The sequence below is a fragment of the Gordonia sp. CPCC 205515 genome, from assembly GCF_048537925.1.
Taxonomy (GTDB): domain Bacteria; phylum Actinomycetota; class Actinomycetes; order Mycobacteriales; family Mycobacteriaceae; genus Gordonia.
This window is the reverse complement of the sequence record NZ_JBCLVJ010000011.1, coordinates 284,985-308,072: the sequence shown is the minus strand read 5'-3', so window position 1 is coordinate 308,072 and position 23,088 is coordinate 284,985. Positions and strand designations below refer to the sequence as shown.

The following is a 23,088-nucleotide window of genomic DNA, read 5'->3' as shown; positions in this document are numbered from 1 at the left end:
GCACCCGGCGGTCGGTCGGTGCAGGAAGCGGAGAAATCGGTCAGGCGACGGTGACCTCGTGCATGTCGATCGTGGCGCCAGCACCCGCGAAATTGGCCATGTCGGCGCTACCCGCCTGGCCCTCCGGTGAGCTCAGTCCGGCGATCGCGTCGTCCTTGGTCGGAAACGTCAGAACGCCGACGACGAAGTGCTCAGGATCCGAGCCGTCGAGCGTCTCGCAGACGCCCCACTCGAACGACGTCATGCCCGGCATCGTCGCGGTCAGGGGAGCGTGGACGGACCGGTAGTGCTCGAGGAACTGTTCGGGGTTCTCGGGATGGTTGTAGTTCACGGTGATGCGGAACATGGGATGTCCTTTCGACAGAGCCGTTTACAGGGAATCGAGGTGGGCGGTGACCGCGGTGCAGACGTACTCGATGCCGTCGGCCGATCCGGGCAGAATGTTCACGAACTGGAAGAAGCCGTGCATCTGGCCGTCGAACACCCGGGTCTGGACCGGCACGCCCGCCGCCTCGAGCTTGGCGGCGTAGGCCTCGCCCTCGCCGCGCAGGACATCGTGCTCGGCGATGAGTACTACCGCGGGCGCAGTGCCGGAGACATCGCCCTGCAGCGGAGACACATTCGGATTCGCGCGGGTGCTCGCATCCGGCGTGTAGAGCTCCCAGAACCAGTCCATCGACTTCTTGTCGAGCATGAGCTGGTTCGCCGGGTCGAGGTAGGTTGCGTTCTCGGTGTCGCTGTCGGTGACCGGGTAGACCAGCGCCTGGAACGAGATCGTCGGCGCGCCTTCCCGAGCGGCCTGCTGCGCGACGACCGCGGCGAGGTTGCCGCCCGAACTGTCGCCGCCGACCAGTAGCGGCAGATCCCCGAAGCGCTTCGCGGTCCAGATGGCAACATCCCACGCATCATTCGCGGCTGCCGGATACACGTTCTCCGGTGCAAGCCGGTAGTCGGGCAGGACCACCGTGCAGCCGGTGCCTGCGGCCAGTTGTCGCGCGAGGGTGTCGAACTGGTCGGGATTGCCGACCACCCATCCGCCGCCGTGGTAGTAGATCAGCACGCCGCGCGGGTCCTCCGACGGTGTGAGAACACGGACCGGGATCTCGTACCCGTCGGCGGCCTCGACGGTCAGATTCTCCACCGACGCCATGTCGGGGCCGGGGCCGTAGAGCTCGATGAAGCTGTCGTTCATGGACCGGACCTCGTCCGGCGTCATCTCGTACAACGGTTTGCCACCGTCCTCGGCCGCCTGGGCCAGGAATGCCGTCGTCGCTTCGTCCAAACTCATCTGAGCCGCCTTCACGTGGGTCAATTTTGGGGTAATCATGCACATCATATGAATGGAATATTGCTGTGTCAACGATCACACAGACGTTTGCGAGTGGCTGAAACTATGTGCATGATTATGACCGACGGGCCGCGTGCGGTCGATGAAACCGAAGTGAGGAGAGAACCGATGGCGAGCAAGTCTGCAGTCGCAGTTACGACGGTGGTGGACGGGCGTGCGTTCCTGGAGTGCCCCCGCTGGCGTGCCGGTCGACTCTGGGTGTCTGACCTGTACACGCGTGAGGTGCTCTCCATCGGCGAGAGCGACGACGTGCGCGTCGAGGTGACGATGGACGATCAACCGTCGGGGCTCGGATGGCTGCCGGACGGCCGCCTCCTGATCGTGTCGATGGTCGACGGACGCATCCTCGTCCGCGACGACGCGAACGATCCGACCTCGGTGTCGGTGCACGCCGACGTCTCCGCGCTCGCGACCGGGAAACTCAATGACATGACCGTTGACGAGAACGGGCATGCGTTCATCTCGACGTTCGGTTTCGAGTTCCGGTCCCGCTCGTATGTGGAGTCCGCGGTGCTGATTCACGTTGCGCCGGACGGTTCGTCGCGCGTGGCGGCCGACGACCTCCTGTTCCCGAACGGCTCGGTGATCATCGGATCGCCCGACGACGACGTTCGGACATTCGTGGTCGCCGAGAGCATGGGCAACCGACTGACCGCGTTCGATCTCGACCGGGAGGGGACGTTGAGCCGGCGGCGGGTCTGGGCGGCATTCGGCCCGGAGGTCCCGCGCACGTCTGTGCGTGACGCGATGGCGGCCTCGCAGGTTGCGCCGGACGGCATCTGCCTCGGCGAGGCCGGCACGATCTGGGTCGCCGACGCGCTCAACCAGCGGGTGATCCGGGTGGCCGAGGGCGGCGAGATCCTCGACGAGAAGCACTTCGACACCGGGGTGTTCGCGTGCGCGGTCGGCGGCGCGAACGGCGATGTCCTGTACGGATGTGCCGCACCGTCGTCGTCGGAACATCAGCGTCGGGACACGCGGGACGCGAGCCTGCTGGCCACCGCGATCTGACTCGCGACGGTCAGATTCGGGCCGGCCAACGTCGGTAGCCGAGCCCGATCGTGACCCCGCACAGCACGACGAAGACCGCAGCCGCGAATCCCAGTCCCACGGTCATTCCGGCTGCGGTCGCGATCGATCCGATCGCCACGGACAGGATGCTGGTGAATCCGTACGCGATCGACGCGTACTGGGAGGCGATGCGGCCCTGGTCCACCGGGCGCAGGCCGGCGGTCACGATCTTCAACCCGTTGCCGTAGGCGAAGCCCTGCCCGGCGCCCCAGGCCACGCAGCACACCAGGATGACCGGAAGGCTGCTCGTCCACACGCCGACGAAGCACAGCACGGCTCCGACCCCGATGGCCACCGCGCTCACCGGCGAGGGCACCGACGCGACGATGCGCGGTGCCGCGCAAGCGACTCCGATGAGCACGATCGGGGCGAGCGAGGTCACGATGATCGATCCGGATCCCGTCATGTCGGTGACGACGGTCGGGAGCAGGCCGACGACAACACCGCCGATCGCCCACCCCGCGGTACCGAGGGCGAAGCCGGCCAGTCGTACTCGGCGCGGATATCGCTGGACATCCGCCTGCGCCGGGAGGTCGGTCGGGATCGCGGACTCGTGCTCGGGACCACGGATGAGGTGCGCGACGGTGGTCCGTGACCGGTGGTGGGTCCAGGCCAAGGCGACGGCCGCGGCCACCAGCAGGGCCATGTGGATGCAGTAGATCGTCGTCGTCGGGCCGGGTAGCAGGTCGGCGACGACGGCCGAGGCCAGCAGGCCGAGAAATGAACCGAGGAGCGTGCCGGTGGCGGCGATGGCGCGGCCGCGTTCGCCCCGAGTGGCGAGGACGATGGTGGCCGCGGCTCCGGTGCCCAGGCCCACCGCGATGCCCACCAGGACGCGACCCACGAACAGCCATGCGACCGAATGGTTTCCGGCGAGCAGTGCGACGTCGCCGGCGAAGACCAGTGCCACGGCGATCGGCAGGACGCGCGTCGAGTGTCGTGGCAGGCGACTGTGGGCGACGACGGTGAACGTCGCGACGAGACCGACGAGGTACACGGCGAACAGGGCGGTCACCGTGAAGGTGCTCAGATCCAATCGATCGCGATAGACCGGCAACAGTGGCCCCGGGATGTTCGACCCGACCACGAGGAGGCAGAAAGCGACCGTCGCGGCGATGCCGTATGCGGCCACCGCACGTCCACCGGTTGTCGAGGTGGGTGCCGACGGCGTGACCTGCGCCGAATCGGTTCTCTCCGTCACTCTTTCGTGGTCTCTACTCGAAGCACCCTTTACTTCTACCATGATAATGGTTAGCGTGATTAGCGTCACGAGATGCCGATCACGTGATGCCGACCAAGCGGCATACACCTCGCCGACGCCTGTGGCGAGCGACTCTGAGGAGAACACTATGAAGACGATGGGTGCGCTGATCTGGGAGCCCGGAACCCGGTCGGGCTGGAGCGTCGAAGAGATCGAGATCGATCCGCCGAAGAGTCGCGAAGTGAAGATCAAACTGGCCGCGTCGGGCATTTGTCACAGTGACGACCACGTCGACACCGGCGACATTCCGCTGGACTGGGCACCGATCATCGGTGGGCACGAAGGCGCAGGCATCATCGAGGAGGTCGGCCCGCACGTCACCGATTTCGAGGTCGGTGACCACGTCGTCCTGTCGTTCATGCCCGCGTGCGGCCACTGCGCGAAGTGCAATGTCGGACTCACCAATCTGTGCGAGATGGGTGCGGGTGTGCTCGGCGGCTTCGCGCCGGACGGCACCCACCGCATCCACGCGCGAGGTCAGGGCGTCGGACCGTTCTCCTACCTGGGCACCTTCTCGCCGTACGTGGTCGTCAACATCGACTCGTGCGTGAAGATCGGCAAGGACATCCCGCTGGACAAGGCGGCCCTGATCGGATGCGGTGTGCCGACCGGATGGGGATCGTCGGTGTACGCCGCCGACGTCCAACTCGGTGAGACGGTCGTCGTGATCGGCACCGGCGGTGTCGGTATGAACGCGGTCCAGGGCGCCTTGCACAAGGGTGCGAAGAACGTGATCGCAGTGGACCCCGTCGAGTTCAAGCGCGACAAGGCAAAGGAATTCGGTGCCACCCACACCGCGACCGACCTGGAGCAGGCAGCGAGCCTGGTGTCCGAGCTGACCGGCGGTCAGGGTGCCGACAAGGTGCTCCTCACCGTCGACATCATGCGTGGTGAACTGCTCAATCCGGCGCAGGAGATGGTCTGCCGCGGCGGCACCCTGGTCGTCACCTCTGCGGCACCGGTCACTCAGCGCGACGTGCCCTTCGATCTGTTCACCTTCGCGATGAGCGGCAAGCGCCTGCAGGGCACCCTGTACGGCTCGACCAACGCACGCCGCGATATCCCGATGATCGCCGACATGTACCGGCGCGGGCAGTTCAAGCTCGACGAACTCGTCACCAAGACCTACGAACTCGAGCAGATCAACGAAGCGGTGGCCGACATGCGTGAAGGCAAGAACATCCGCGGCGTCATCTCCTACGACCTCTGATCCGATGACCATCGCCAACGCCTCAAGGAACACCATGCGCGCAGACGACATCAATGACATCGTGCGGGCCACCAACCTGTACGCCCGCGGACTCGATCTCGCCGATCCGGACGAGGCCGCATCGGCCTTCGCCCGGGACGGAGTATGGGACGCGACGGCCGTCGGTCTCGAGCGTTACGAGGGTTACGACGCCATCCACGCGTTCTTCGTCGCCGACGCGGCGGCGGTCGCGCGGGGCGCCCACATCCTGACCAATCACCTCGTCGACTTCGACGACGACGACCACGCGCACGGAACGAATTACGTGTACGCCGAGGCCGAGATGAACAACGGCGCGCAGATCAAGGCGATCGCGCTCAACCGGGACAAGTACGTCCGGACCGCCGATGGCTGGAAGATCTCCGAACGGATCATCACGCCGATGACGACACCGCAGATGGACGGTTTCGAAGTCTGATAGCCAGGAGCAACACTGTGCATGAGCAAGAACCGATAGTCGTGGTCGGCGGAGGTCTCTCCGGCCTCGCCACCGCGCTCGCGTGCGCGTCGCAAGGGCGCCCCGCGGTGGTCCTGGAAGCGGCCGATCTCGTCGGGGGCGCGGCCGCGTACTCGGGCGGGCAGGTGTGGTGCGGTGCCAATCACGTCGCCGAACGGGAAGGTATCGAGGACTCCCTTGATCTGACGGAGACCTACATCCGTGATGTTGCAAAGCATCTCGCCCCCGAGGTGCTCGACGAGGCCGCCCTGATGCGGTGGCTGACGACGTCACCGGCCGCAATGAAATTCTGGGAGGACCTCGACGCCATCCAGTGGACGGTGATCCCCGGACTCGCCGACTATCACAACGAAGCGGACGGGGCACTGCCACAAGGGCGGTACCTCACCAACGAGGTGATCGACGGTTCCGCGCTCGGGCAGTGGCGGGAAAAGCTACGGTACAGCCCGTATTTCCCGGTCGGCACCACTTATCGGGAGCTGCTCGAGAAGGGTCGTCGCGCAACGTATGTGGACGACGACGGTCACGAAGCCGAGGCGGGCAAGCATGCGCACGCCGGGCTGCCGGCGTTCGGTCTCGCCGACGACAACGGATTCGACGGGCCGGCCCACGGCGACCCCCTCACCTACGGCACCGGCGTCGTCGCGTCCTTCCTTCGTCGGGTCCTCAAGGAAGCGTCGATCGACATTCGGCTCGAGCATCGCGTCACCGAACTGCTGCAGGATGCGAGTGGCGCCGTCGTCGGGGTTCGCGCGCAGACGCCCGACGGTGAGGTGGACGTGCGCGGTCCCGTGGTGCTCGCAACCAGTACCTACGACTGGGACCCCGAATTGGTCTCGGACATCCTTGGTCTCACTCCGGAGGACTGGGGTTCGGTTGCGCCGGAATCGATTCGGGGCGACGGACTGCGGTTGGCGCGGTCGGTCGGCGGCCAGCTGGCGCGCATCCCCGCCAATGCCACCCCGATCCTGCCGGGCTGGCGGTCGCAGGTGGGTACCGGGTTCGGTTACGGCCCCGAGTACGCGATGCCGCACTCGATGATCGTCGACCGGACGGGACGTCGGTACTGCAACGATTCGTACTGGGTCGACATCTGCCGCAAGACCCTGGACCCCGACAACCGGCATCTGCCGTTCTTCCTGATCTGGGACGATCAGCATCGCCGCAAGTACGGGCTGGCCGCGACACCGCCCGGCGGCGAGTATCCCGAGGGTTGGGTGTGCCACGGCGCCTCCCTTGCCGAACTCGGTGAGAAGCTCGGCATCGACGGTGCCGAGCTGGAGGCGACGGCGCAGCGGTTCAGCGGGTTCGCCCGTGATGGTGTGGACCCGGAATTCGGCCGCGGCAGTGTTGATTACGTCAATCGGTTCGCCGGCGACCCCGACCACACCCCCGTCGCCGGTGCTCGGTCCGATTGAGCAGGCGCCGTTCTTCGGGATCCGCCTGCGATTTGTCGGCACGGGAATCGGGACGAGCGGTGTGCACATCGACGGCGACGGACGGGTGCTCGATGGTTCCGGCCGCCCGATCGCCGGTCTGTACGCCGCGGGGTCGGTCGCCGCATTGACGACCACCGGCACCGCGTACAACTCCGGGATCGCGCTCGGTCGCGGACTCACCCTGGCCTACCTCATCGGCCACGAGCTGGCGGGTGCGCCGATCGCCTGACCGGTCCGGTTTCGCACAGGAGGGCGTCGACATCCATCGGGTGTCGACGCCCTCCTGGCTACCGACATCCTCATTATTGATGATTATGAATCGCCTGAAAGCGTTGACAGTGTGGCGACAACCATATTTACTATTATCAGGAACTGTGTCTTATCGGCGGTGATTGCCACCTCCCATCCGCAGGCTCATCCCCAGCCGGTTCTTCCGCCGGCGACATGAAAAGGACTCTCACACATGAAGATCAAATCGACGAAGACGGCGCTGGTCGCGATGGCCGCGGCCGCCGTGCTCACGGTGGCCGCGTGCGGAAGCAGCGGTGGCGGCGCGCAGCAGACCGGCCAGGGGATCGCCCCCGACATCACCGTCGAGGCGGTCAACGACCAGACCGGTCCGGTGGCCTACGCGGGCGTCGGAGCGAGCAAGGGGGCCCAGCTCGCGATCGAACAGATCAACGAGCAGGACTATCTCGGCAACGGTGCGAAAATCTCCCTGGAGCAGGTCGACACCGCAGGCGAGATCGACCGCGCGGTGAGTGAGATGACCAAGGCGATGGCCAACCAGAAGGTCTCCGCCATCCTCGGGCCGACGATGGCGCAGCAGGCTGCGGCTGTGGCGCCTATCGTCGGGCAGAGCAAGGTGCCGACGGTGTTCACCCAGTCGGGCGCCAACGGCGTCGTGATCAACGACTACACGTTCCGTGCGACCGCGCCGATGGAGAGCTACTACAACATCGCCGCGAAGTGGCTCGCCAACAACAACCTCAAAGCCGCGTCGGTGATCTACAACGCGACGTATCCGACCTTCGCAAACCTCGGTAAGACGGTGTTCCCGAAGGAGGCCGCGGCCAACGGAATCAAGATCGATCAGTCGATCGAGGTTCAGTCGACAACCCAGGACTTCACCGGCCAGGCGCAGCAGATCGCGCAGGCGAATCCGCCGGCCGTCGTCATGATGCTGATTGCGTCGCAGGCGGTGACATTCATGAAGCAACTGCGTCAGGCGGGCTACACCGGACAGATCGTCGGCACGTCGGTGCAAGGATCGGGCAATGCCGCCCCGGCAGGCGCGGCCGCCAACGGTCTCGTGTACCCCGTCGACTTCTCGGTGGCGATGACCGGCGACACCTCGACAGCGTTCACCAAGGCCTTCACCGAGAAGTACGGCGCAGCGCCGGACGCCTACGCCGCCGAAGGTTACGACGCACTCTGGTGGATCGCCCGCGGCATCAAGGCATCGGGTGACTCGTCGCGCGAGGGCATCCAGAAGGGACTCACGCAGGTCGCGGGCGAAGGCTTCACCGGTGCCATGGGCCCGTTGACCTTCGACGGCAACGACATGCGCGTGACCGGCGCAATGGTGAAGTGGGACAACGGAAAAGAGTCGCTAGTCGACTCGCCGGCCTGACACCCCACCGCAGTCGTCGAGACAGAGGAAACCCGACATGCAGGAAGTTCTGAATGCAGCGACGCTGGGTTCGGTGTATCTGTTGTTCGCGCTGGGTATGGCGCTGGCGTGGGGCACCATCGGAATCCTGAACTTCGCGCACGGTGCGACGTTCGTGTTCTCCGTGTTCGTCGCCTACCTGGTCACCAAGGAGGCGGCCCTCCCACTGCCGGTGATTCTGCTCATTGCGATCAGCGTCGGCGCGGTGCTGTCTCTGTTGACCCAGCTCCTCGTCTTCCAGCAGATTGTGCGCGCGGGCGCCGACCACCGCACGACCGAACTGCGGATCATCATTGCGGGCATCGGCGTGTCGGCCATCCCGATCGCCATCGTCCAGCGCGTCACCGGGGCCAGCCCGTTCGGATTCACGACGAACTACGAGGCGTCGGTCTTCGAGGTCGCTGGTCTTCGGCTGACCACGACGACCATCATCATCCTGGTCGCCGCGATCGGCATCGGCGTGGGTCTCACGGTGTGGCTCAAGAAGTCTCGGCAGGGGCTGGCCCTACGGGCCATCGGTGTCGACCAGGAGACCAGCGAGGGCATGGGCGTCAATCGCAGCGCGTTGGCGTTGGGCACAATGGCCGTCGCCGGTGGGCTGGCCGGTCTGGCCGGTGCCCTGCTGACCCTGCAACTCGGCGCGATCGCTCCCGAATCGGGTGATCCGCTGCTGATCAAGGCATTCGCGATCATCGTGCTCGGCGGTCTCGGATCGATGGGCGGCGCGGTTCTCGGTGCGTACATCCTGGCGGCCGCAGAAACGCTGATGATCCATCTCGACCTCGGAACCTGGGTCGACGCAGTGTCATTCGGCCTGATCTTCCTGGTCCTCCTCTTCCGCCCGCAAGGAATCTTCGGAACCAAGGAAGTGAGACGCACATGAGCGACTGGTACTACGCCAACACCGTTCTGCTGCAGCAGACGCTGACCACATTGTTGATGGCGTTGAGCATCCAGATCCCCATGCGGATGGGAGTGTTCTCGTTCGCCGGCATCGGGGCCTTCGGCATCGGCGGCTACACGGCCGCCGCCGCGATGATTCACCTCGGTTGGTCGACCTTCCCGTCGATCGTGCTCGGCATGCTCATCCCGGGCGTCGTGGTGTACCTGCTCGGCCTGATCATCCACAAGCTGAACGGCCTGTACCTCGGTATGGCGACGATCGCGTTCACGCTGATCGTGGCGGTCGTCGCGGTGAACGGCGGTGCACTCACCGGCGGCGCCGCCGGTCTGTTCGGTGCTCTCGGCGACCTGACCTTCGAGTCGGTCCTGGTCGTCACGATCATCGTCGTCGCCGTCACGCAGCTCACCGAGTCGCGGGGACTCGGTCGCCGGATCGACGCGGTCCGGGAGGATCCCGAACTGGCCAACGCGATGGGCATCAATGTCGCGCGGTACCGCAAGCTCAGTTTTCTCGCCTCCGGGCTGGTCGGCGGACTGGCCGGTGCCATCACCACACTGCTGCGCAGCACCATCACCCCGGCAGAGGTCAACTTCCACCTCGTGGTGCTCGCACTGACCGTCATCGTCGTCGGTGGGACGCGCTCCTGGGTGGGCGTCCTCATCGGGTCGATCGTGTTCGTGTGGCTGCCGACCGTCGTCGCCTTCGTCGGCGAATGGGAGGAGTTCATCTACGGCGTCATCGTGGTGCTCGCCGCACTGTTCTTGCCCAACGGCATCCTCGGTGTGATCCGTGACCTGTGGCACCGGGTCCGAACGCGGGACGTTCGCGACGTCGGCGACGAACCCGTCCACCCCGACCTCGCAAAGGTGGAGTCATGACCAGCACCGACAGCGGCGTGCCGCTCCTCGAACTGACCGACATCGCAGTGCATTTCGGTGGCGTCAAAGCCGTCGACGGCGTATCGATCAGGCTCGACGAGGGCCGCATCTACGGCATCATGGGCGCGAACGGATCGGGCAAGTCGACGCTGCTGGGCGCCGTCACCCGGCTCAACCCGCTCACGCGTGGGCAGATGATGTTCGACGGTGTGGAGTTCACCCGGTTGCGACCGCACCGCGTGGCGCACCTGGGTGTCGCGCGTACCTTCCAGACCGTGCGTCTGATCGACGACCGAACGGTTCGCGACAACGTGCAACTGGGCGTCGACACCGTCACCCGAGCGCATCGACATGAGCTCACGACATCGGTTGACGAGGTCATGGAGCGGGTCGGCATCACTGCGGTCCAACGCATGCGGCCGAGTGAACTCTCCTACGGCATGCAGCGCCGGGTCGAGATCGCCCGGGCGATCGTCGGGCAGCCGCGCCTGCTGCTGCTCGACGAGCCGACCGCGGGGATGAACACCGCCGAACGCGACGAGGTCAGCGACCTCATGCGGGCCCTGCAGAGCGAGGGGCTCACTCAGCTCCTCGTCGAGCACGACGTGCAGATGATGGTCGACGTGTGCGACTACCTGTTCGGCATGAACCAGGGCGAACTGATCGCGCAGGGCGAACCGGAGGCCGTCGTCGCCGACGACGCCGTCCGGGAGTCCTATCTCGGAAAGGCGGCGCACGATGCTTGAGGTCACCGATCTGAACGTCAGCTACGGTGCGGTCAACGCGGTCCAGGGGGTGGCTCTGCGGGCCGACACCGGGAAGGTCACGTTGGTGCTCGGCGCGAACGGCGCAGGCAAGACGACGAGTCTGCGGGCGATCGCCGGCTACCACAAACCGAAGTCGGGGTCCGTGCTCGTCGACGGGGTCGATCTGGCCGGCCGCCGGGCCCACACGATGGTGCGCAACAAGCTCGTGCTGGTTCCCGAAGGGCGGCGGGTCTTTTCGACGCTCACCGTCGAAGAGAACCTGCGGATCGGGGGCTACCGGGCATCGCGCGGCGCGGCCGATGCGACGATCGCCGAAGTGTACGAGCAGTTCCCGATCCTGGCCGACCGTAAGGACAGTCAGGCCGGGCTGCTCAGTGGCGGCGAACAGCAGATGCTCGCCTTCGGACGCGCGCTGATGTCCCAGCCGAAGGTCATCCTGATGGACGAGCCGTCCATGGGGTTGGCGCCGACGATGGTCGACTCGGTGATGACCAAGGTCCGTGAGATCGCCGACGGCGGCATCGCGGTGCTCATCGTCGAGCAGAACGCCGATGCCGGAATCCGGATCGCCGACGACGTCGCGGTGATCACGCGCGGCAAGACCGTCTGGAATGGCGCTGCTGCGGACGCGGACAAGGCCGCCGTCCACGCGGTCCTCGGCGAGTCGGCATTCGACGAAAACGCCTGAAGGGATGCCCATGGACAAGCCGGGAACCACGGATATCGAGACGTTGTCGGGTGCACGGTTGACCGCGGATACGACGGCCGCGCTGCTCGCCGAACAGACCGAGTGCACGTTCTGCTTCCTCGACGAGGACGGCGCACCGGCCGCGGTGGTGGTGAGCTTCGCCGTCGACGACGGACACTTCTGGATCACCAGCGTCGCCGGCCGGGTCCAGGTCCGCGGTGTGCAAGCCGACCCGCGAGTCTCGATCGTCGTTTCGGGGACCGGGACCACAACTCCCGGACGGCAGATGTTGGCGGTCAAGGGCACGGCGACGGTGCACCGCGATGTCTCCGGACTCGACGACAAGTTCGACCTGCTTGCCGCGCGACTCGCGCCCGACCATCCGGCCAAGTTCCGTGCGCTGCTGTCGAGTCCGGGGCGCCTGCTCATCGAGGTGATCCCGACCGCGACGATCGCCAGCCACGATTCGCGTCGACTCGCGGGCGACGGACGCGGCGGCCCGGCGATGCGGTCGGCCGATCAGAACGGCGAGCAGCGATGACGCCGACCAGTGGGCCGGTACCGAGCATCGGCGACTGGTTGGCGCAGTGTGCCGACCGGCCGTCGCGACTCGACGTGAACGGCACTGCGACAACCGTCGCCGCACTCGATGCGGCGGCGTCGCGCGGGGCTGCCGGACTCAGGTCGCTGGGTCTGGACACCGGCGACCGCGTCGGCGTCGTGATGAAGGCGTCGGTCGCCGCCCTCCACGCGTGGTTCTCCATCGCCCGGGCGGGCCTCGTCGAGGTGCCGCTCAACCCAGCCACCGGACCGGACCTCCTCGAGTACTGCCTGGAACATGCCGCGGTCCGCGTGGTGATCTGCGACGCCGAGTTCGCCGGCCTGATCGGTGACATCGCCGGACGCATCGACTCGATCGAGAAGGTCATCGTCGCCGGCGAGGCCGACGGCGACCCCGACGAGTTCGGCGACCTCATGCGGACGCACCTTGTCGACCTGCCGGCGGTGGATCCGCGATCGACCGCGGTGATCCTTTACACCTCGGGCACCACCGGGCCGCCCAAGGGCGTGCTGCTGAGCCACCGCGCCAACGTCAACCTGGCCCGCCACACCGTCGATCTCATGGCCTACACCAGCACCGACCGTCTCTATAGCGTGTTCCCGCTCTACCACTCCAACGCCCGCTACTGTTCGGTGATGGCGGCGATCGACGCCGGCGCCGACGTGGTGATGCACCGTACGTTCTCGGCGACCCGCTTCTGGGACATCTGTCGCGCCGAGAAGATCACCGCGTTCAACTACCAGGGCGCGATGATGAGCATCCTGTTCAAACAGGAACCGCGCGACGACGATCGGGACCATGCGGTGCGGGCGGCATTCGGTGCCCCGTGCCCGCGCGAGATCTTCGCCGACGTCGAGGCCCGGTTCGGCATCGAACTCACCGAGATCTACGGGAGCACCGAGACGTCCATCGTCTGCGATATGCCGCCGTCCCGACGACGTATCGGGTCTGCGGGCACCGAATCGGTGAACTATCACGTGCGGGTCGTGGACGAGGACGACGAGCCCGTCGGCCCGGGCACGGTCGGCGAGATCGTCGTGCGGCCGAAGAAGCCCGGCATGATGTTCGACGGATATGACGCCCGTCCCGAAGCGTCCGTCGAGGCGTGGCAGAACCTGTGGTTCCACACCGGTGATCGTGGCGTCTTCGACGACGACGGTTTCCTCACCTTCGTCGACCGCGTGAAGGACACGATCCGTCGGCGCGGGGAGAACGTCTCGTCCTGGGAGATCGAGCGGGTGGTCGCCGACGACGCGGACGTCGTGCAGGTGGCCGCCTACGGGGTGCCGTCCGAGCTGTCCGAGGAGGAAGTGGCCATCGCCGTGGTCGCGGTGCCCGGCGTCCGGCTCGACCCGGCCGCCCTCGTCGATCGCATCGACGGACGACTGACGTCGTTCGCGCGCCCGCGCTACATCCGGGTGATGGACCGGCTGCCCCTGACCCACAGCCAACGTGTCGAGAAATATCGACTCCGCGCCGACGGCATCACGGCCGACACCTGGGATCGGCAGGGCGCCGGCGCATGACCCGAAAGAGCATGAGTTACGAACGGTTCCGGATCGACGACGTCGGCGACGGCGTCCGACTCGTCACGATGTGCCGACCGGCGAAGCTCAACGCGATGGACCAGCAGTGGTTCGCCGAACTTACTTCTCTCACAGCCGAATTCAGCGACTCACCGGAGGTGCGGGCCGTCGTGCTGACCGGTGCGGGTCGCGCCTTCTCGGCCGGCGGCGACATCGACATGTTCGCCGAACTCGACGGCGATGTCGCGCGCGTGCGGCCGCATCTGCGCCGGGTCTACGAGGCGTTCCACAGCGTCGAAAAGTGTGCGGTGCCGGTGATCGCAGCGGTCAACGGCATCGCGTTCGGCGGCGGCACCGAGTTGGCCTTGGCGTGCGACATCGTGGTGGCGGGTGTCTCGGCTGCGTTCTCGTTCAAGGAAGTCACCGTCGGACTGACGCCGGGGTACGGGGTCATCCGGGCGCCGGACGTGCTGGGCCGGCACTGGACGCGGTACCTGGCGTTGACCGGCCGCACGGTGGGGCCGGAGGTGATGCAGCGAGCCGGCCTCGTCATCGAGACCTTCGCCGACGACGACCTCGTCGACGAGGCACTGGCGATAGCCCGCGAGATCGCGGCCCACTCACCGCTCGGTGTACGTGTCGGAAAGGCATTCATCAACCGGGACACCGAATCCGGCTATGCGGAGTCGGTCGAGGCGACGGCACTGCTGTTCGGCACGGACGCCCATCGCGAGGCGGTTGCGGCGTTCCGGGCACGCCGATGAGCGGGCCGTCGGAAGGAGACCACACGTGAGCATGCACCGAGGCGGATCTCGGCCCGAGAAGGCGGCGCTGATCGTCGCGCGTGGCATCGTGGCGGACATCGATCGTCGTGGCCTGGTGGCCGGCGATCGGTTGCCTGCCGAACGGGCGATGCTCGAGACCTACAGCGTCGGCCGCGGCACGCTCCGCGAAGCACTCCGGTTCCTGGAACTGCAGAACGTGCTGTCGCTGAAACCGGGTCCGGGCGGCGGGCCGACCATCGAGAAGCCCGACTCGTCGGCTCTCGCGAACGCGATGCTGCTGCTCCTGCAGTTCGAGAACGCGCCATTCGCCACCGTCGCCGAGACCCGTGGCGGGATTGAGCCGCTGCTCGCGCGGCTGGCCGCGACCCGTATGTCCGACGAGGCGTTGGGCGAGTTGGCGGGCTCCGTGGAGCGGATGGCGATGCACCTGGGCGATCTGGAGGTATTTCTGGACACCAACAAGGAGTTTCACAAGTCGGTGGCCTGGGCGACGGAGAACTCGCTGTTCGGGTTCCTCGTCGACGCGATGCTCGACATCTTCGACGGCACCGTCGTGGGCGTCGACTACAACGAGCGCCGCCGGCACGCGGTGCTCAAAGCGCACCGGCGGATTCTCGATGCGCTGGCGCTGCGCGACGCGGACGCGTCGGAGGCGGCGATGGTCGACCACATCGACGAGTACTCCAAGTACATGTCGCGTAAGTTCCCCGAAGCACTGGCGCGTCCGATCACCTGGGACATCGGGTGGCGTAACGGTCAACTGTTGGCCTGACCCCGGGAGTTGCCGGTTCGCCGGAACCGACGAAGGGGGCCCGGGAAAACCGGGCCCCCTTCGTCAGTTCGTGGTCACACCCGGGTGAAGCCGCGGTAGTCGTCCTCGGCGACCTCATCGCAGATCTGCCGGTACACGTTCAGTCCGCCGACGTAAGACATGATGACCCTGGGCTTTCCGGGCACATTGACTCCCGTGTACCAGGAATCACCCTCCGGGTAGAGGGTGTCGTCGGCGATGGCGACCGCCTCCTCGGTCCACTTGCGGGATTCGGCCGGAGCCGCTTCGACTCGTGTGGTGCCGCGCTCTTCGAGGTGAGCGATGAAGTCGCTGGTCCATTCGACATGTTGCTCGATCGCGCAGACCACGTTCGTCAGCACGTTCGGGCTGCCCGGACCGGTCAGCATGAACATGTTGGGGAAGTCGTCGACGGCGATGCCGAGGTAGGTCACCGGTCCGTCGGCCCATTTGTCCGCGAGCGTGCGGCCGCCGATGCCCCGGATGTCCATCTTGAGCAGGGGGCCGGTAATCGCGTCGAATCCGGTTGCCAGGACGACGGCGTCCAACTCATGGTCGACACCGCCGGTCCGGATGCCGGTCGCGGTGAACGTCTCCAGCGGTTGTGTGCGGAGGTTGACGAGACTGACGTTGCTGCGGTTGTAGGTCTCGTAGTAGTTGGTATCCAAGGTGATTCGCTTCGCGCCGAGCGGATAGGTGCGAGGGGTGAGTTCCTCCGCGAGTTCGGGATCGCTCACTGCGGCGCGGATCTTTCCGCGGAAGAACTCGGCGATCGTCTCGTTCGCGTCGCGACTGGAGAACAGGTCCGGGTAGCAGGCGATCAGATCGATCGCGCGGTGCCGGTTCCATCGATCCTCGTAGATGGCGTGGCGCTGTTCGTGCGTGTGATCAAGGGCGCTCTCCTCGAAGGTGTCCGTGTACTGGCCGGTGCCGCTGGCCCTCGACATCTCCTTGTGCGCGTCGATGTTCTCCTTGAACTCACGCATCTCCGCTGCCGTGAGTGGCCGGTTTCCGCAGGCGAGGCTGAACGCGGGCGTCCGCTGGAACACGGTCAGATGGGCGGCCTGCTCGGCGACGAGGGGGATCACCTGGACCCCGGACGACCCGGTACCGATCACGCCGACACGTTTGCCGGAGAAGTCGACGCCACCCGCCGGCCAGTCGGCGGTGTGGTAGACCTCGCCCTGGTAGTCGTCGAGTCCGGGGAAGTCGGGCGTCATCGAGGTCGACAGGCATCCGACGGCGGTGATGAGGTACTTCGACCGCGCCACGGTACCCGTGTCCGTGGTCGTGATCCACTGGTCGGCAGCCTCGTCGAACGTCGCGGAGACCACCCGGGTATTGAACGCGAAGTACGGTTTGACGCCGAGGCGGTCGGCGGCGAAGTTCAGGTACCGCAGGATCTCCGGCTGCGATGGGTAGCGCTCGGTCCAGTCCCACTCGTCGATCAACTCGGGCGAGAAGGTGTACGCGTACTCCATGCTGATGACGTCGCAGCGGGCACCCGGATACCGATTCCAGAACCACGTTCCGCCCACCCCGTCGCCTGCCTCATATCCCTGCACGGTCAGTCCGAGGGAGCGCAGCTGGTGAATCATGTAGATGCCCGAGAATCCCGCGCCGATCACGACGGCGTCCACGGTCGCGATTGCGGCCTGGGGTTCGTCGCTCTGAATTACGTTGCTGGTCATCGGTAAAGGTCCTTTCGAAGGGCATCGACGCGTCGCGACCCGAGGGGAGTAGGCGGGGTCATAGACGACACATAATAGTGACGTGATCCACAATAACGATTATCATGATTGTCGGAGATCTGTCCAGGGTCGGACGGACTCGCAAAAGTTGATATTCATGATCATGGTCGACTATCGTGGCATGAGACGACGGTCACAGTGGCCGTGTCTGCGGCGATGGGTCTCAGCACGGTTCTGATCATTCGACGGCGCGGCGAAAGGGAACGACGTGGATTTCGGCATTCTGATGGGAGACCAGCCGGTCTCGACCCCTCCGGCGGAGCATTTGGATCTGATGCTCCGCAAGGTGGACGCCGCGCAGCGGGCGGGCTTCAAATATCTGACGATCGGGCAGCACTTCCTGTATCAGGACTTCCGCTGGCTGCAGCCGATTCCGCTGCTCGCACGACTGGCCGCGGAGTTGGACGACGACGTGCGGATCGGCACCACCGTCCTCATCGGGCCGCTGCATCATCCGGTGCAGCTCGCCGAGGATCTGGCGACCCTCGACATCATCACCCGGGGCAAACTCGTCGTCGGCATCGGCACGGGTTACCTGGAACACGAGTACGAGGTCTTCGATCGCCCGTACAAGAAGCGCTACAGCCTCCTCGAAGAACAGATCGAACTGATGACGCAGCTGTGGACGCAGGACCGCGTCACGTTCCACGGCAAGTTCTGGCAGGTCGAGGACCGTCCCACGCATATCCACCCGATTCAGCAGCCGCGTCCGCCGATCTGGCTCGGCGCGATGAAGGAACAGGGGGTGCGCCGCGCCGCGCGCCACGGCGACGTCTGGACGATCACGCCGCAGCAGACCATCGAGCAGGTCGAGGGCCTCATCGACCTCTACGTGGATGAGCGTCGGGCGTTGGGCCTGCCGTTGACGAAGTTCCCGCTGCGACGGGAGCTACAGGTCGCCGACAGTTTCGACGACGCACTGAGCGACTTCGCGAATGTCGCGCGGGGCAAGTATGTCTCGTACGCGGGCCAGGGGATGGGGTTGCTCGACAAGGAGCGGGTCGAGCGTGAGTTCCTGGAGAACGTGAAGGACCATGTCCTTCTCGGCTCCGGCGAACAGGTCCGCGCGCAGATCACCGAGATCGCGGGTCGCCTGCCGATCGGTCCGTTGCTCATCCGTCCGCATTGGCCGGGCATGGATGCCGCGCAGACCGAGGCATACCTGCAGCGCGTGGGCCGCGAGGTCGTCGAACCGCTCGCCGACCTGGAGAGTGTCGATTTCGCCGCGGCGACCGTCTGACGGCGAGTCCGAGCCAAAGCAAGGGGGCGCCCGCCCCGAATGGGGTCGGACGCTCTTTGCCATGTGGAGGGTGCCCGCGTCAGGCGGACGCGTCGATGTCCTTGGGGCGCTTGAGCATCAGGCCCGCGCGATGCGCGATGTGCACGACCTCGTCGCGCTGATTGATGCCGCGGTGCTCGAAGTAGACGATGCCCGAATCGGTCCGGCTCTTGGACTCACGCTTGTCGAGGATGGTGCTCTCGGCGCGGATCGTGTCGCCGTGGAAGACGGGCTTGGGGAAGTCGAACTTGGTGTAGCCGAGGTTGCCGAGGGTGGTGCCCATGGTGAGGTCATACACGATCATTCCGCCGACGAGCCCGGCGGTGTAGAGGCTGTTCATCAGTCGCTGGCCGTGCGGCTGCGTCGCCATGTACTCCGCGTCCAGATGAATGGGCGCGGGATTCATGGTGATCGACGTGAACAGGACGTTGTCGTACTCGGTGACGGTCCGCGACCAGGCGTGGCGGTACTCCTTGCCGATCTCGAACTCTTCGTACCAGAGGCCGGGCATGGGTTCTCCTTAGGGTGGTTGGGCTCGGTTCAGGGTTGTCCGCCGTCGACGGTGAGCATCGACCCGGTGGTGTAGGAGGATGCGTCACTCGCGAGATAGAGTGCGGCGCCGGTGATCTCGGCGGGATCGCCGCCGCGGCCGAGCGCGAAGGTCTGTGCGCGTTCGGCGAATGCGTCGGCATCCCAGGACTTGCTGACATCGGTGAGGAAGGTGCCCGCGATGATTGCGTTGACCCGCACTGCGGGACCGAGTGCGTGTGCCAATGCGATCGTCATCGCGTTCAGACCGGCCTTGGCGGCGGCGTACGGAAGGGTATGCGGCCGTGGACGTTCCGATGCGCGACTGCTGATGCTGACGATGGATCCGCCGCCCTGCTCGGACATCTGTTGTCCGGCCGCGACCGACAGCCGGAACGGTCCTTTCAAGTTGACGTCGAAGACCTTGTCCCAGAGCGCTTCGGTGATCGAGTCGATCCCGTCGTACAGCGGGGACATGCCCGCGTTGTTGATCAGGATGTCGAGACGACCGAACTCCGCGACGATCGCGTCGACGGTCGGTTGCGCGTCGTCCCAGTTGCCGACGTGATACGCGAGGGGGAGTGCGCGGCGACCGGTCGACTCGCGGATCTCCTGCGCCGCAACCTCGCACGCGTCGAGCTTGCGGCTGGCGATGACGACGTCGGCGCCGGCCTCGGCGAGGGCTTGGACCATCGCGCGGCCCAGGCCGCGGCTGCCGCCGGTGACCAGGGCGACCTTGCCGGTCAGGTTGTGGCTGGTTGCGGACATGTTCGTGTCACTCTCCGGATAGTCGATCGAGGTGGGTCGCTACTGTGCCGCGGTGCGCGGGCGCGGTGGCGGTGGGAACTCGGGTGTGCGGCCCGCGAGGAAGGCGCCGGAACCCTCCACCATGTCGGGGCTGCCGATGGCCTGCAGCAGCATGCCGAGGCCGTTGCGCATCGAATCCTGCGCGTTGTTCCAGTACAGGTTGCTGCTCAACTTGGTGATCTCGAGATACCGAGGACTCAGTGCCTTGATCTCGTCGATCCACTCACCGACGCGCGTCATCAGTTGATCGCCCGGCACGACCTCGTTGATCAGACCGAGGTCGAGAGCCTGCTGCGCGCTGTAGCGACGGCACAGCATGGCCATCTCCTTCGCGCGTTTCTCGCCGATCTGGATCGGCAGCACGTTCGTCGCACCGAGCACGGGCGACGAGCCGACCCGCGGCCCGGTCTGGCCGAAACTCGCCTTCTCGGCGGCGATCGCAAAATCGCAGGCGATGACCAATTCATTGCCACCGCCGGCCGCCGGGCCGTTCACCGCGGCGATCACCGGGCGTGGACAGCTCCGAATCGCGTCACACACCTGCAGCGACGCCGTGAACAGCTCGCGCAACAGCGCCGGATCCGGGTCGTCGAGCTGGTTGAGCGCACCGCCGGCGCAGAAGCCGCGACCGGCCCCCGTCAGCACGACGGCATACGCGTCCGAGGCGGACTTGAATGCGTCGATCATCGCGCGTGCCATGTCGATGTCATAAGCGTTGAGACGTTCTGGTCGATCGAGCTCGACCCAGACGACGTCGTCGGTGCGGGTCACGTTCACGCCGCTCATCGGCGTGCCTCCTTCGGGTAGGGGTCAGAGTGAGGTGCGGTCGTACACCTAGACGTTGGCGGCGGCGAACTCGGCGGCCGAGGTTCCCACGGCCATCCGCGCCGAGACCAGCGTCCGCGGCCGGTCCACGCCCAGCCAAGCCGACAGCGTGCCGTCGGGTGCCGTCCACACGACGGTGTCGAGATCGCCGGCCTCCGACGTGGTGATGGTCGCGGTGTCATCGGGACCGTGCGACCCGACGTATTGGACCTTGTGACCGAACTGGTCGGACCAGAAGTACGGGACCGGGTCGTAGGCGGGGGCATCGCCGAGCAGAGCGAGGGCCGCGGTCGTCGCGGCGCCACCGGCGTCGTCCCAATGCTCGACCGCGACATGACGATTCGTGCGCGGTGACCACCGCTGCGCGACGTCACCGAGGGCGACGACGCCCGGCGCGTCGGTCCGGCAGAACTCGTCGGTGAGCAGACCGCGGTCGGTGGGCAGGCCGGCTCCGTCGAGCCAGCCGATCGATGGGCGAACACCGATCCCGGTGACGACGACGTCGGCGGGCAGGACGGTGCCGTCGGCGAGGACCACGCCCGCCTCGGTCACCTCCCGCACCGACGTCGTGCACCGGAGATCGATGCCCGACCACCACGGCAGGAGACGGCCTGCCACGTCGGGACCGAGAGCGTTCGCCAGCGGGGCCTCGGCGTATTCGACACACGTGACCGCGCACCCTCGGGCCTTGGCCGCGGTCGCAACCTCAGCGCCGATCCAGCTGGCGCCGATGATCACCACCCGGGCGTCGGGGACGAGGCGACTGCGCAGCGCGAGTGCGTCGTCGATCGTGCGGAGGGTGAGCTGCTCGCCGTCGCCGGTCAGCCGGATCGGATCCGCGCCGGTCGCGATGACCAGACCGTCGTAGGGCAGGTCGCCGTGGTCCGTGCGCAGCACGTGCGCTCGCGTGTCCACCCCCGTCGCGGTGCGCCCGGTGTGGACGGTGACGTCGAGTTTGACCGGGTCGAACGGCAACGCGGTGCTGTCCTTGGCTCCGGTGAGGACGTCCTTGGACAGCGGCGGCCGGTCGTAGGGCAGATGCGCTTCGGCGGTGACGACGTCGATCGGGCCGGTCACCTTCTTGCGGCGCAACGTCGAGACGACGCGCGCGCTCGCGAGACCGCCACCGACCACCACCACGCGCCCGTCGAGCGGCATCGGCGCGAAGTCCTTGCTCCCTGGATTGCTGGTCACGCGCTCGTCAGACTTTCGTGTAGTGCTCGGCGAACAGCGGGGTATCGCCCAGCCGACGCTCACCCGGCGTGAACGTCACCGGGATCGAATGGAAACCCGCGTTGGTGCCCTGGTCCGGGTACGTCACGACGTTCTCCATGTCGACGACGTAGTCGCCCATGCGGTCGAAGACCTGCGTGAAGATCTCACGGGCAAGGCCCTTCGCGATGTACAGGCCGGCGCAGCGATGCACCCCGACGCCGAAAGCGATGTGTCGGTTCGGCCAGCGCGTGATGTCGACCTCGTCGGGATCGGTGAACTGTTCGGGGTCGCGGTTGGCCGACGCCCAGGACAGAAGTGCCCGGTCGCCCTTGCGGACGGGGCAGCCGTGGAACTCGGCGTCGGCCATGATCGTGCGGCCCAACGCCTGGGTCGGCGAGAACACGCGGAGGAACTCTTCCATCGCGACATCGATCATCGACGGGTTCTCGATGAGCTGCGTGCGTTCCTCGGGGTTCTGGTACAGCCAGACCAGCGACTGCGTCACCAGCGACGCGGTGGTGCCGACCCCGCCGGAGATGACGAGTTCGAGGATCGAGTAGATCTCGTCGTCGGTCATCTTCTCGCCGTTGACCTCTGCCTCGACGAAGTACGTCGTGATGTCGTCGCCGGGATGTTCGCGGCGGTGGCGGATGTGCTCGCGCACAGTCTTTTCGACCCAGGGGACCGAGACCTCGGCGGCGTGCCGGTACTCGTCCGACTCCGGCGCCGCGGACACCAGCGTGTGCATCGCGTCGACGTAGATCTGGTACTCGGACGGGTCGAGTCCCAGCCAGTCGATGACGACCATCGCCGGGACGCCCGCGACGATCGCCAGATCGGCCTCGCCGGTTTCGATCACCGAGTCGATGATGCCGGTGACGTAGTGCCTGATGAGGGGTTCGAGCTTCTCCGCGGCTTTCGGCGCGGTGATCTTGTTGATCAGCTTTCGGTACGGCGCGGAATTCGGTGGATCGATCTCGATCGGAATATGGAACTCGGTCGGCGCCTTCGGGATGGTGACCGAGAGTCCGGGGCCGCCGTACTCGTCGTGGCGGGCCGAGGAGAACATGTCGTCGTCGCGCGATGCCTCGTACACCGACGCGTAGTCCGACAACACCCAGAAGCCGCCATAGGACTCGGTCCACGCCACCGGAGACTCCTCGCGTAGCTGTCGGTAGACGCCCACATGGTCCTTGGTGTGCTCGTTGGAATGGTGATCGAAATGGGTAACCGGGCAGCGGGGCTTGTCCGTCACTTTTCTCTCCTTGGTGTGTGCCGTCTCACTC

24 protein-coding genes are annotated in these 23,088 nt (G+C 66.3%); 15 read left to right on the top strand and 9 right to left on the bottom strand.

Annotated elements, in window-relative coordinates; genetic code table 11:
- Positions 1-40 precede the first annotated feature (40 nt).
- Both AAFP30_RS18960 and AAFP30_RS18955 read right to left on the bottom strand, forming a co-directional pair.
- Positions 41-346 carry an EthD family reductase gene (locus AAFP30_RS18960; RefSeq protein ID WP_419231535.1) on the bottom strand — a complete coding sequence of 102 codons (306 nt, stop codon included), beginning with the start codon at positions 344-346 and terminating at the stop codon, positions 41-43.
- A 24-nt stretch (positions 347-370) separates the two neighbouring features.
- A complete protein-coding gene (locus AAFP30_RS18955) occupies positions 371-1,288 on the bottom strand; it encodes an alpha/beta hydrolase (RefSeq protein ID WP_419231534.1) in 918 nt (305 codons plus the stop codon).
- A 168-nt stretch (positions 1,289-1,456) separates the two neighbouring features.
- Between AAFP30_RS18955 and AAFP30_RS18950 the strand changes: the two genes are divergently transcribed.
- The gene (locus AAFP30_RS18950; RefSeq protein ID WP_419231533.1) at positions 1,457-2,359 is read left to right on the top strand and encodes an SMP-30/gluconolactonase/LRE family protein; all 903 of its coding nucleotides are present in this window, start codon (positions 1,457-1,459) and stop codon (positions 2,357-2,359) included.
- A gap of 10 nt (positions 2,360-2,369) precedes the next feature.
- On the opposite strand, the gene AAFP30_RS18945 is transcribed toward AAFP30_RS18950, so the two are convergent.
- Positions 2,370-3,620 (bottom strand): MFS transporter, encoded by a 1,251-nt coding sequence (locus AAFP30_RS18945; RefSeq protein ID WP_419231532.1) that lies wholly within the window; start codon positions 3,618-3,620, stop codon positions 2,370-2,372.
- 148 nt (positions 3,621-3,768) lie between these two features.
- On the opposite strand from AAFP30_RS18945, the gene AAFP30_RS18940 reads away from it, so the two are divergent.
- From AAFP30_RS18940 to AAFP30_RS18880, 13 genes are all read left to right on the top strand, one after another.
- Entirely contained in the window at positions 3,769-4,890 is a 1,122-nt protein-coding gene (locus AAFP30_RS18940; RefSeq protein ID WP_419231531.1) for an NDMA-dependent alcohol dehydrogenase, read from the top strand.
- 34 nt (positions 4,891-4,924) lie between these two features.
- Positions 4,925-5,347 (top strand): nuclear transport factor 2 family protein, encoded by a 423-nt coding sequence (locus AAFP30_RS18935; protein WP_419231530.1) that lies wholly within the window; start codon positions 4,925-4,927, stop codon positions 5,345-5,347.
- A 17-nt stretch (positions 5,348-5,364) separates the two neighbouring features.
- Complete coding sequence (locus AAFP30_RS18930) at positions 5,365-6,804, top strand: FAD-dependent oxidoreductase (protein WP_419231529.1); 1,440 nt, start codon at positions 5,365-5,367, stop codon at positions 6,802-6,804.
- A complete protein-coding gene (locus AAFP30_RS18925; protein WP_419231528.1) occupies positions 6,788-7,054 on the top strand; it encodes an FAD-binding protein in 267 nt (88 codons plus the stop codon). The genes AAFP30_RS18930 and AAFP30_RS18925 overlap by 17 nt, the downstream gene beginning before the upstream one ends.
- Positions 7,055-7,288: 234 nt before the next feature.
- Positions 7,289-8,458, top strand: coding sequence for an ABC transporter substrate-binding protein (locus AAFP30_RS18920; protein WP_419231527.1), 1,170 nt, complete (start codon positions 7,289-7,291; stop codon positions 8,456-8,458).
- A gap of 37 nt (positions 8,459-8,495) precedes the next feature.
- Complete coding sequence (locus tag AAFP30_RS18915) at positions 8,496-9,380, top strand: branched-chain amino acid ABC transporter permease (RefSeq protein WP_419231526.1); 885 nt, start codon at positions 8,496-8,498, stop codon at positions 9,378-9,380.
- Entirely contained in the window at positions 9,377-10,279 is a 903-nt protein-coding gene (locus AAFP30_RS18910) for a branched-chain amino acid ABC transporter permease (protein ID WP_419231525.1), read from the top strand. The genes AAFP30_RS18915 and AAFP30_RS18910 overlap by 4 nt, the downstream gene beginning before the upstream one ends.
- Complete coding sequence (locus tag AAFP30_RS18905) at positions 10,276-11,025, top strand: ABC transporter ATP-binding protein (protein WP_419231524.1); 750 nt, start codon at positions 10,276-10,278, stop codon at positions 11,023-11,025. Before AAFP30_RS18910 ends, AAFP30_RS18905 begins: the two co-directional genes overlap by 4 nt.
- Positions 11,018-11,734: an ABC transporter ATP-binding protein gene (locus AAFP30_RS18900; RefSeq protein ID WP_419231523.1), complete on the top strand. Its 717-nt coding sequence runs from the start codon at positions 11,018-11,020 to the stop codon at positions 11,732-11,734. Before AAFP30_RS18905 ends, AAFP30_RS18900 begins: the two co-directional genes overlap by 8 nt.
- Positions 11,735-11,744: 10 nt before the next feature.
- On the top strand, positions 11,745-12,275 hold the full coding sequence (locus tag AAFP30_RS18895) for a pyridoxamine 5'-phosphate oxidase family protein (RefSeq protein WP_419231522.1): 531 nt from the start codon (positions 11,745-11,747) through the stop codon (positions 12,273-12,275).
- Complete coding sequence (locus AAFP30_RS18890) at positions 12,272-13,822, top strand: AMP-binding protein (RefSeq protein ID WP_419231521.1); 1,551 nt, start codon at positions 12,272-12,274, stop codon at positions 13,820-13,822. Before AAFP30_RS18895 ends, AAFP30_RS18890 begins: the two co-directional genes overlap by 4 nt.
- Positions 13,819-14,586 carry an enoyl-CoA hydratase/isomerase family protein gene (locus AAFP30_RS18885; protein ID WP_419231520.1) on the top strand — a complete coding sequence of 256 codons (768 nt, stop codon included), beginning with the start codon at positions 13,819-13,821 and terminating at the stop codon, positions 14,584-14,586. Before AAFP30_RS18890 ends, AAFP30_RS18885 begins: the two co-directional genes overlap by 4 nt.
- Before the next feature lie 31 nt (positions 14,587-14,617).
- Entirely contained in the window at positions 14,618-15,379 is a 762-nt protein-coding gene (locus AAFP30_RS18880) for a FadR/GntR family transcriptional regulator (protein WP_419231622.1), read from the top strand.
- Positions 15,380-15,453: 74 nt separating this feature from the next.
- On the opposite strand, the gene AAFP30_RS18875 is transcribed toward AAFP30_RS18880, so the two are convergent.
- Entirely contained in the window at positions 15,454-17,088 is a 1,635-nt protein-coding gene (locus AAFP30_RS18875; RefSeq protein ID WP_419231519.1) for a flavin-containing monooxygenase, read from the bottom strand.
- A gap of 286 nt (positions 17,089-17,374) precedes the next feature.
- On the opposite strand from AAFP30_RS18875, the gene AAFP30_RS18870 reads away from it, so the two are divergent.
- Positions 17,375-18,388, top strand: a complete 1,014-nt coding sequence (locus tag AAFP30_RS18870) for an LLM class flavin-dependent oxidoreductase (RefSeq protein WP_419231621.1) — start codon at positions 17,375-17,377, stop codon at positions 18,386-18,388.
- 79 nt (positions 18,389-18,467) lie between these two features.
- On the opposite strand, the gene AAFP30_RS18865 is transcribed toward AAFP30_RS18870, so the two are convergent.
- The 5 genes from AAFP30_RS18865 to AAFP30_RS18845 are packed head-to-tail and all read right to left on the bottom strand — an operon-like array spanning position 18,468 to position 23,057.
- Complete coding sequence (locus tag AAFP30_RS18865; RefSeq protein WP_419231518.1) at positions 18,468-18,938, bottom strand: MaoC family dehydratase; 471 nt, start codon at positions 18,936-18,938, stop codon at positions 18,468-18,470.
- A 29-nt stretch (positions 18,939-18,967) separates the two neighbouring features.
- Positions 18,968-19,723 (bottom strand): SDR family NAD(P)-dependent oxidoreductase, encoded by a 756-nt coding sequence (locus AAFP30_RS18860; RefSeq protein WP_419231517.1) that lies wholly within the window; start codon positions 19,721-19,723, stop codon positions 18,968-18,970.
- Positions 19,724-19,762: 39 nt separating this feature from the next.
- The gene (locus AAFP30_RS18855; RefSeq protein ID WP_419231516.1) at positions 19,763-20,548 is read right to left on the bottom strand and encodes an enoyl-CoA hydratase/isomerase family protein; all 786 of its coding nucleotides are present in this window, start codon (positions 20,546-20,548) and stop codon (positions 19,763-19,765) included.
- A 48-nt stretch (positions 20,549-20,596) separates the two neighbouring features.
- Entirely contained in the window at positions 20,597-21,781 is a 1,185-nt protein-coding gene (locus AAFP30_RS18850; RefSeq protein ID WP_419231515.1) for an FAD-dependent oxidoreductase, read from the bottom strand.
- A 7-nt stretch (positions 21,782-21,788) separates the two neighbouring features.
- Entirely contained in the window at positions 21,789-23,057 is a 1,269-nt protein-coding gene (locus AAFP30_RS18845) for a cytochrome P450 (RefSeq protein ID WP_419231514.1), read from the bottom strand.
- Between the last annotated feature and the right edge of the window lie 31 nt (positions 23,058-23,088).

Coding starts and splice junctions, on each gene's coding strand:
- AAFP30_RS18910 (WP_419231525.1), top strand. CDS start 9,377: ATGAGCGACTGGTACTACGCCAACACCGTTCTGCTGCAGCAGACGCTG.
- AAFP30_RS18895 (WP_419231522.1), top strand. CDS start 11,745: ATGGACAAGCCGGGAACCACGGATATCGAGACGTTGTCGGGTGCACGG.
- AAFP30_RS18915 (WP_419231526.1), top strand. CDS start 8,496: ATGCAGGAAGTTCTGAATGCAGCGACGCTGGGTTCGGTGTATCTGTTG.
- AAFP30_RS18855 (WP_419231516.1), bottom strand. CDS start 20,548: ATGAGCGGCGTGAACGTGACCCGCACCGACGACGTCGTCTGGGTCGAG.
- AAFP30_RS18955 (WP_419231534.1), bottom strand. CDS start 1,288: ATGAGTTTGGACGAAGCGACGACGGCATTCCTGGCCCAGGCGGCCGAG.
- AAFP30_RS18860 (WP_419231517.1), bottom strand. CDS start 19,723: ATGTCCGCAACCAGCCACAACCTGACCGGCAAGGTCGCCCTGGTCACC.
- AAFP30_RS18940 (WP_419231531.1), top strand. CDS start 3,769: ATGAAGACGATGGGTGCGCTGATCTGGGAGCCCGGAACCCGGTCGGGC.
- AAFP30_RS18960 (WP_419231535.1), bottom strand. CDS start 346: ATGTTCCGCATCACCGTGAACTACAACCATCCCGAGAACCCCGAACAG.
- AAFP30_RS18890 (WP_419231521.1), top strand. CDS start 12,272: ATGACGCCGACCAGTGGGCCGGTACCGAGCATCGGCGACTGGTTGGCG.
- AAFP30_RS18920 (WP_419231527.1), top strand. CDS start 7,289: ATGAAGATCAAATCGACGAAGACGGCGCTGGTCGCGATGGCCGCGGCC.
- AAFP30_RS18875 (WP_419231519.1), bottom strand. CDS start 17,088: ATGACCAGCAACGTAATTCAGAGCGACGAACCCCAGGCCGCAATCGCG.
- AAFP30_RS18870 (WP_419231621.1), top strand. CDS start 17,375: ATGGGAGACCAGCCGGTCTCGACCCCTCCGGCGGAGCATTTGGATCTG.
- AAFP30_RS18865 (WP_419231518.1), bottom strand. CDS start 18,938: ATGCCCGGCCTCTGGTACGAAGAGTTCGAGATCGGCAAGGAGTACCGC.
- AAFP30_RS18900 (WP_419231523.1), top strand. CDS start 11,018: ATGCTTGAGGTCACCGATCTGAACGTCAGCTACGGTGCGGTCAACGCG.
- AAFP30_RS18905 (WP_419231524.1), top strand. CDS start 10,276: ATGACCAGCACCGACAGCGGCGTGCCGCTCCTCGAACTGACCGACATC.
- AAFP30_RS18935 (WP_419231530.1), top strand. CDS start 4,925: ATGCGCGCAGACGACATCAATGACATCGTGCGGGCCACCAACCTGTAC.
- AAFP30_RS18880 (WP_419231622.1), top strand. CDS start 14,618: ATGCACCGAGGCGGATCTCGGCCCGAGAAGGCGGCGCTGATCGTCGCG.
- AAFP30_RS18950 (WP_419231533.1), top strand. CDS start 1,457: ATGGCGAGCAAGTCTGCAGTCGCAGTTACGACGGTGGTGGACGGGCGT.
- AAFP30_RS18885 (WP_419231520.1), top strand. CDS start 13,819: ATGACCCGAAAGAGCATGAGTTACGAACGGTTCCGGATCGACGACGTC.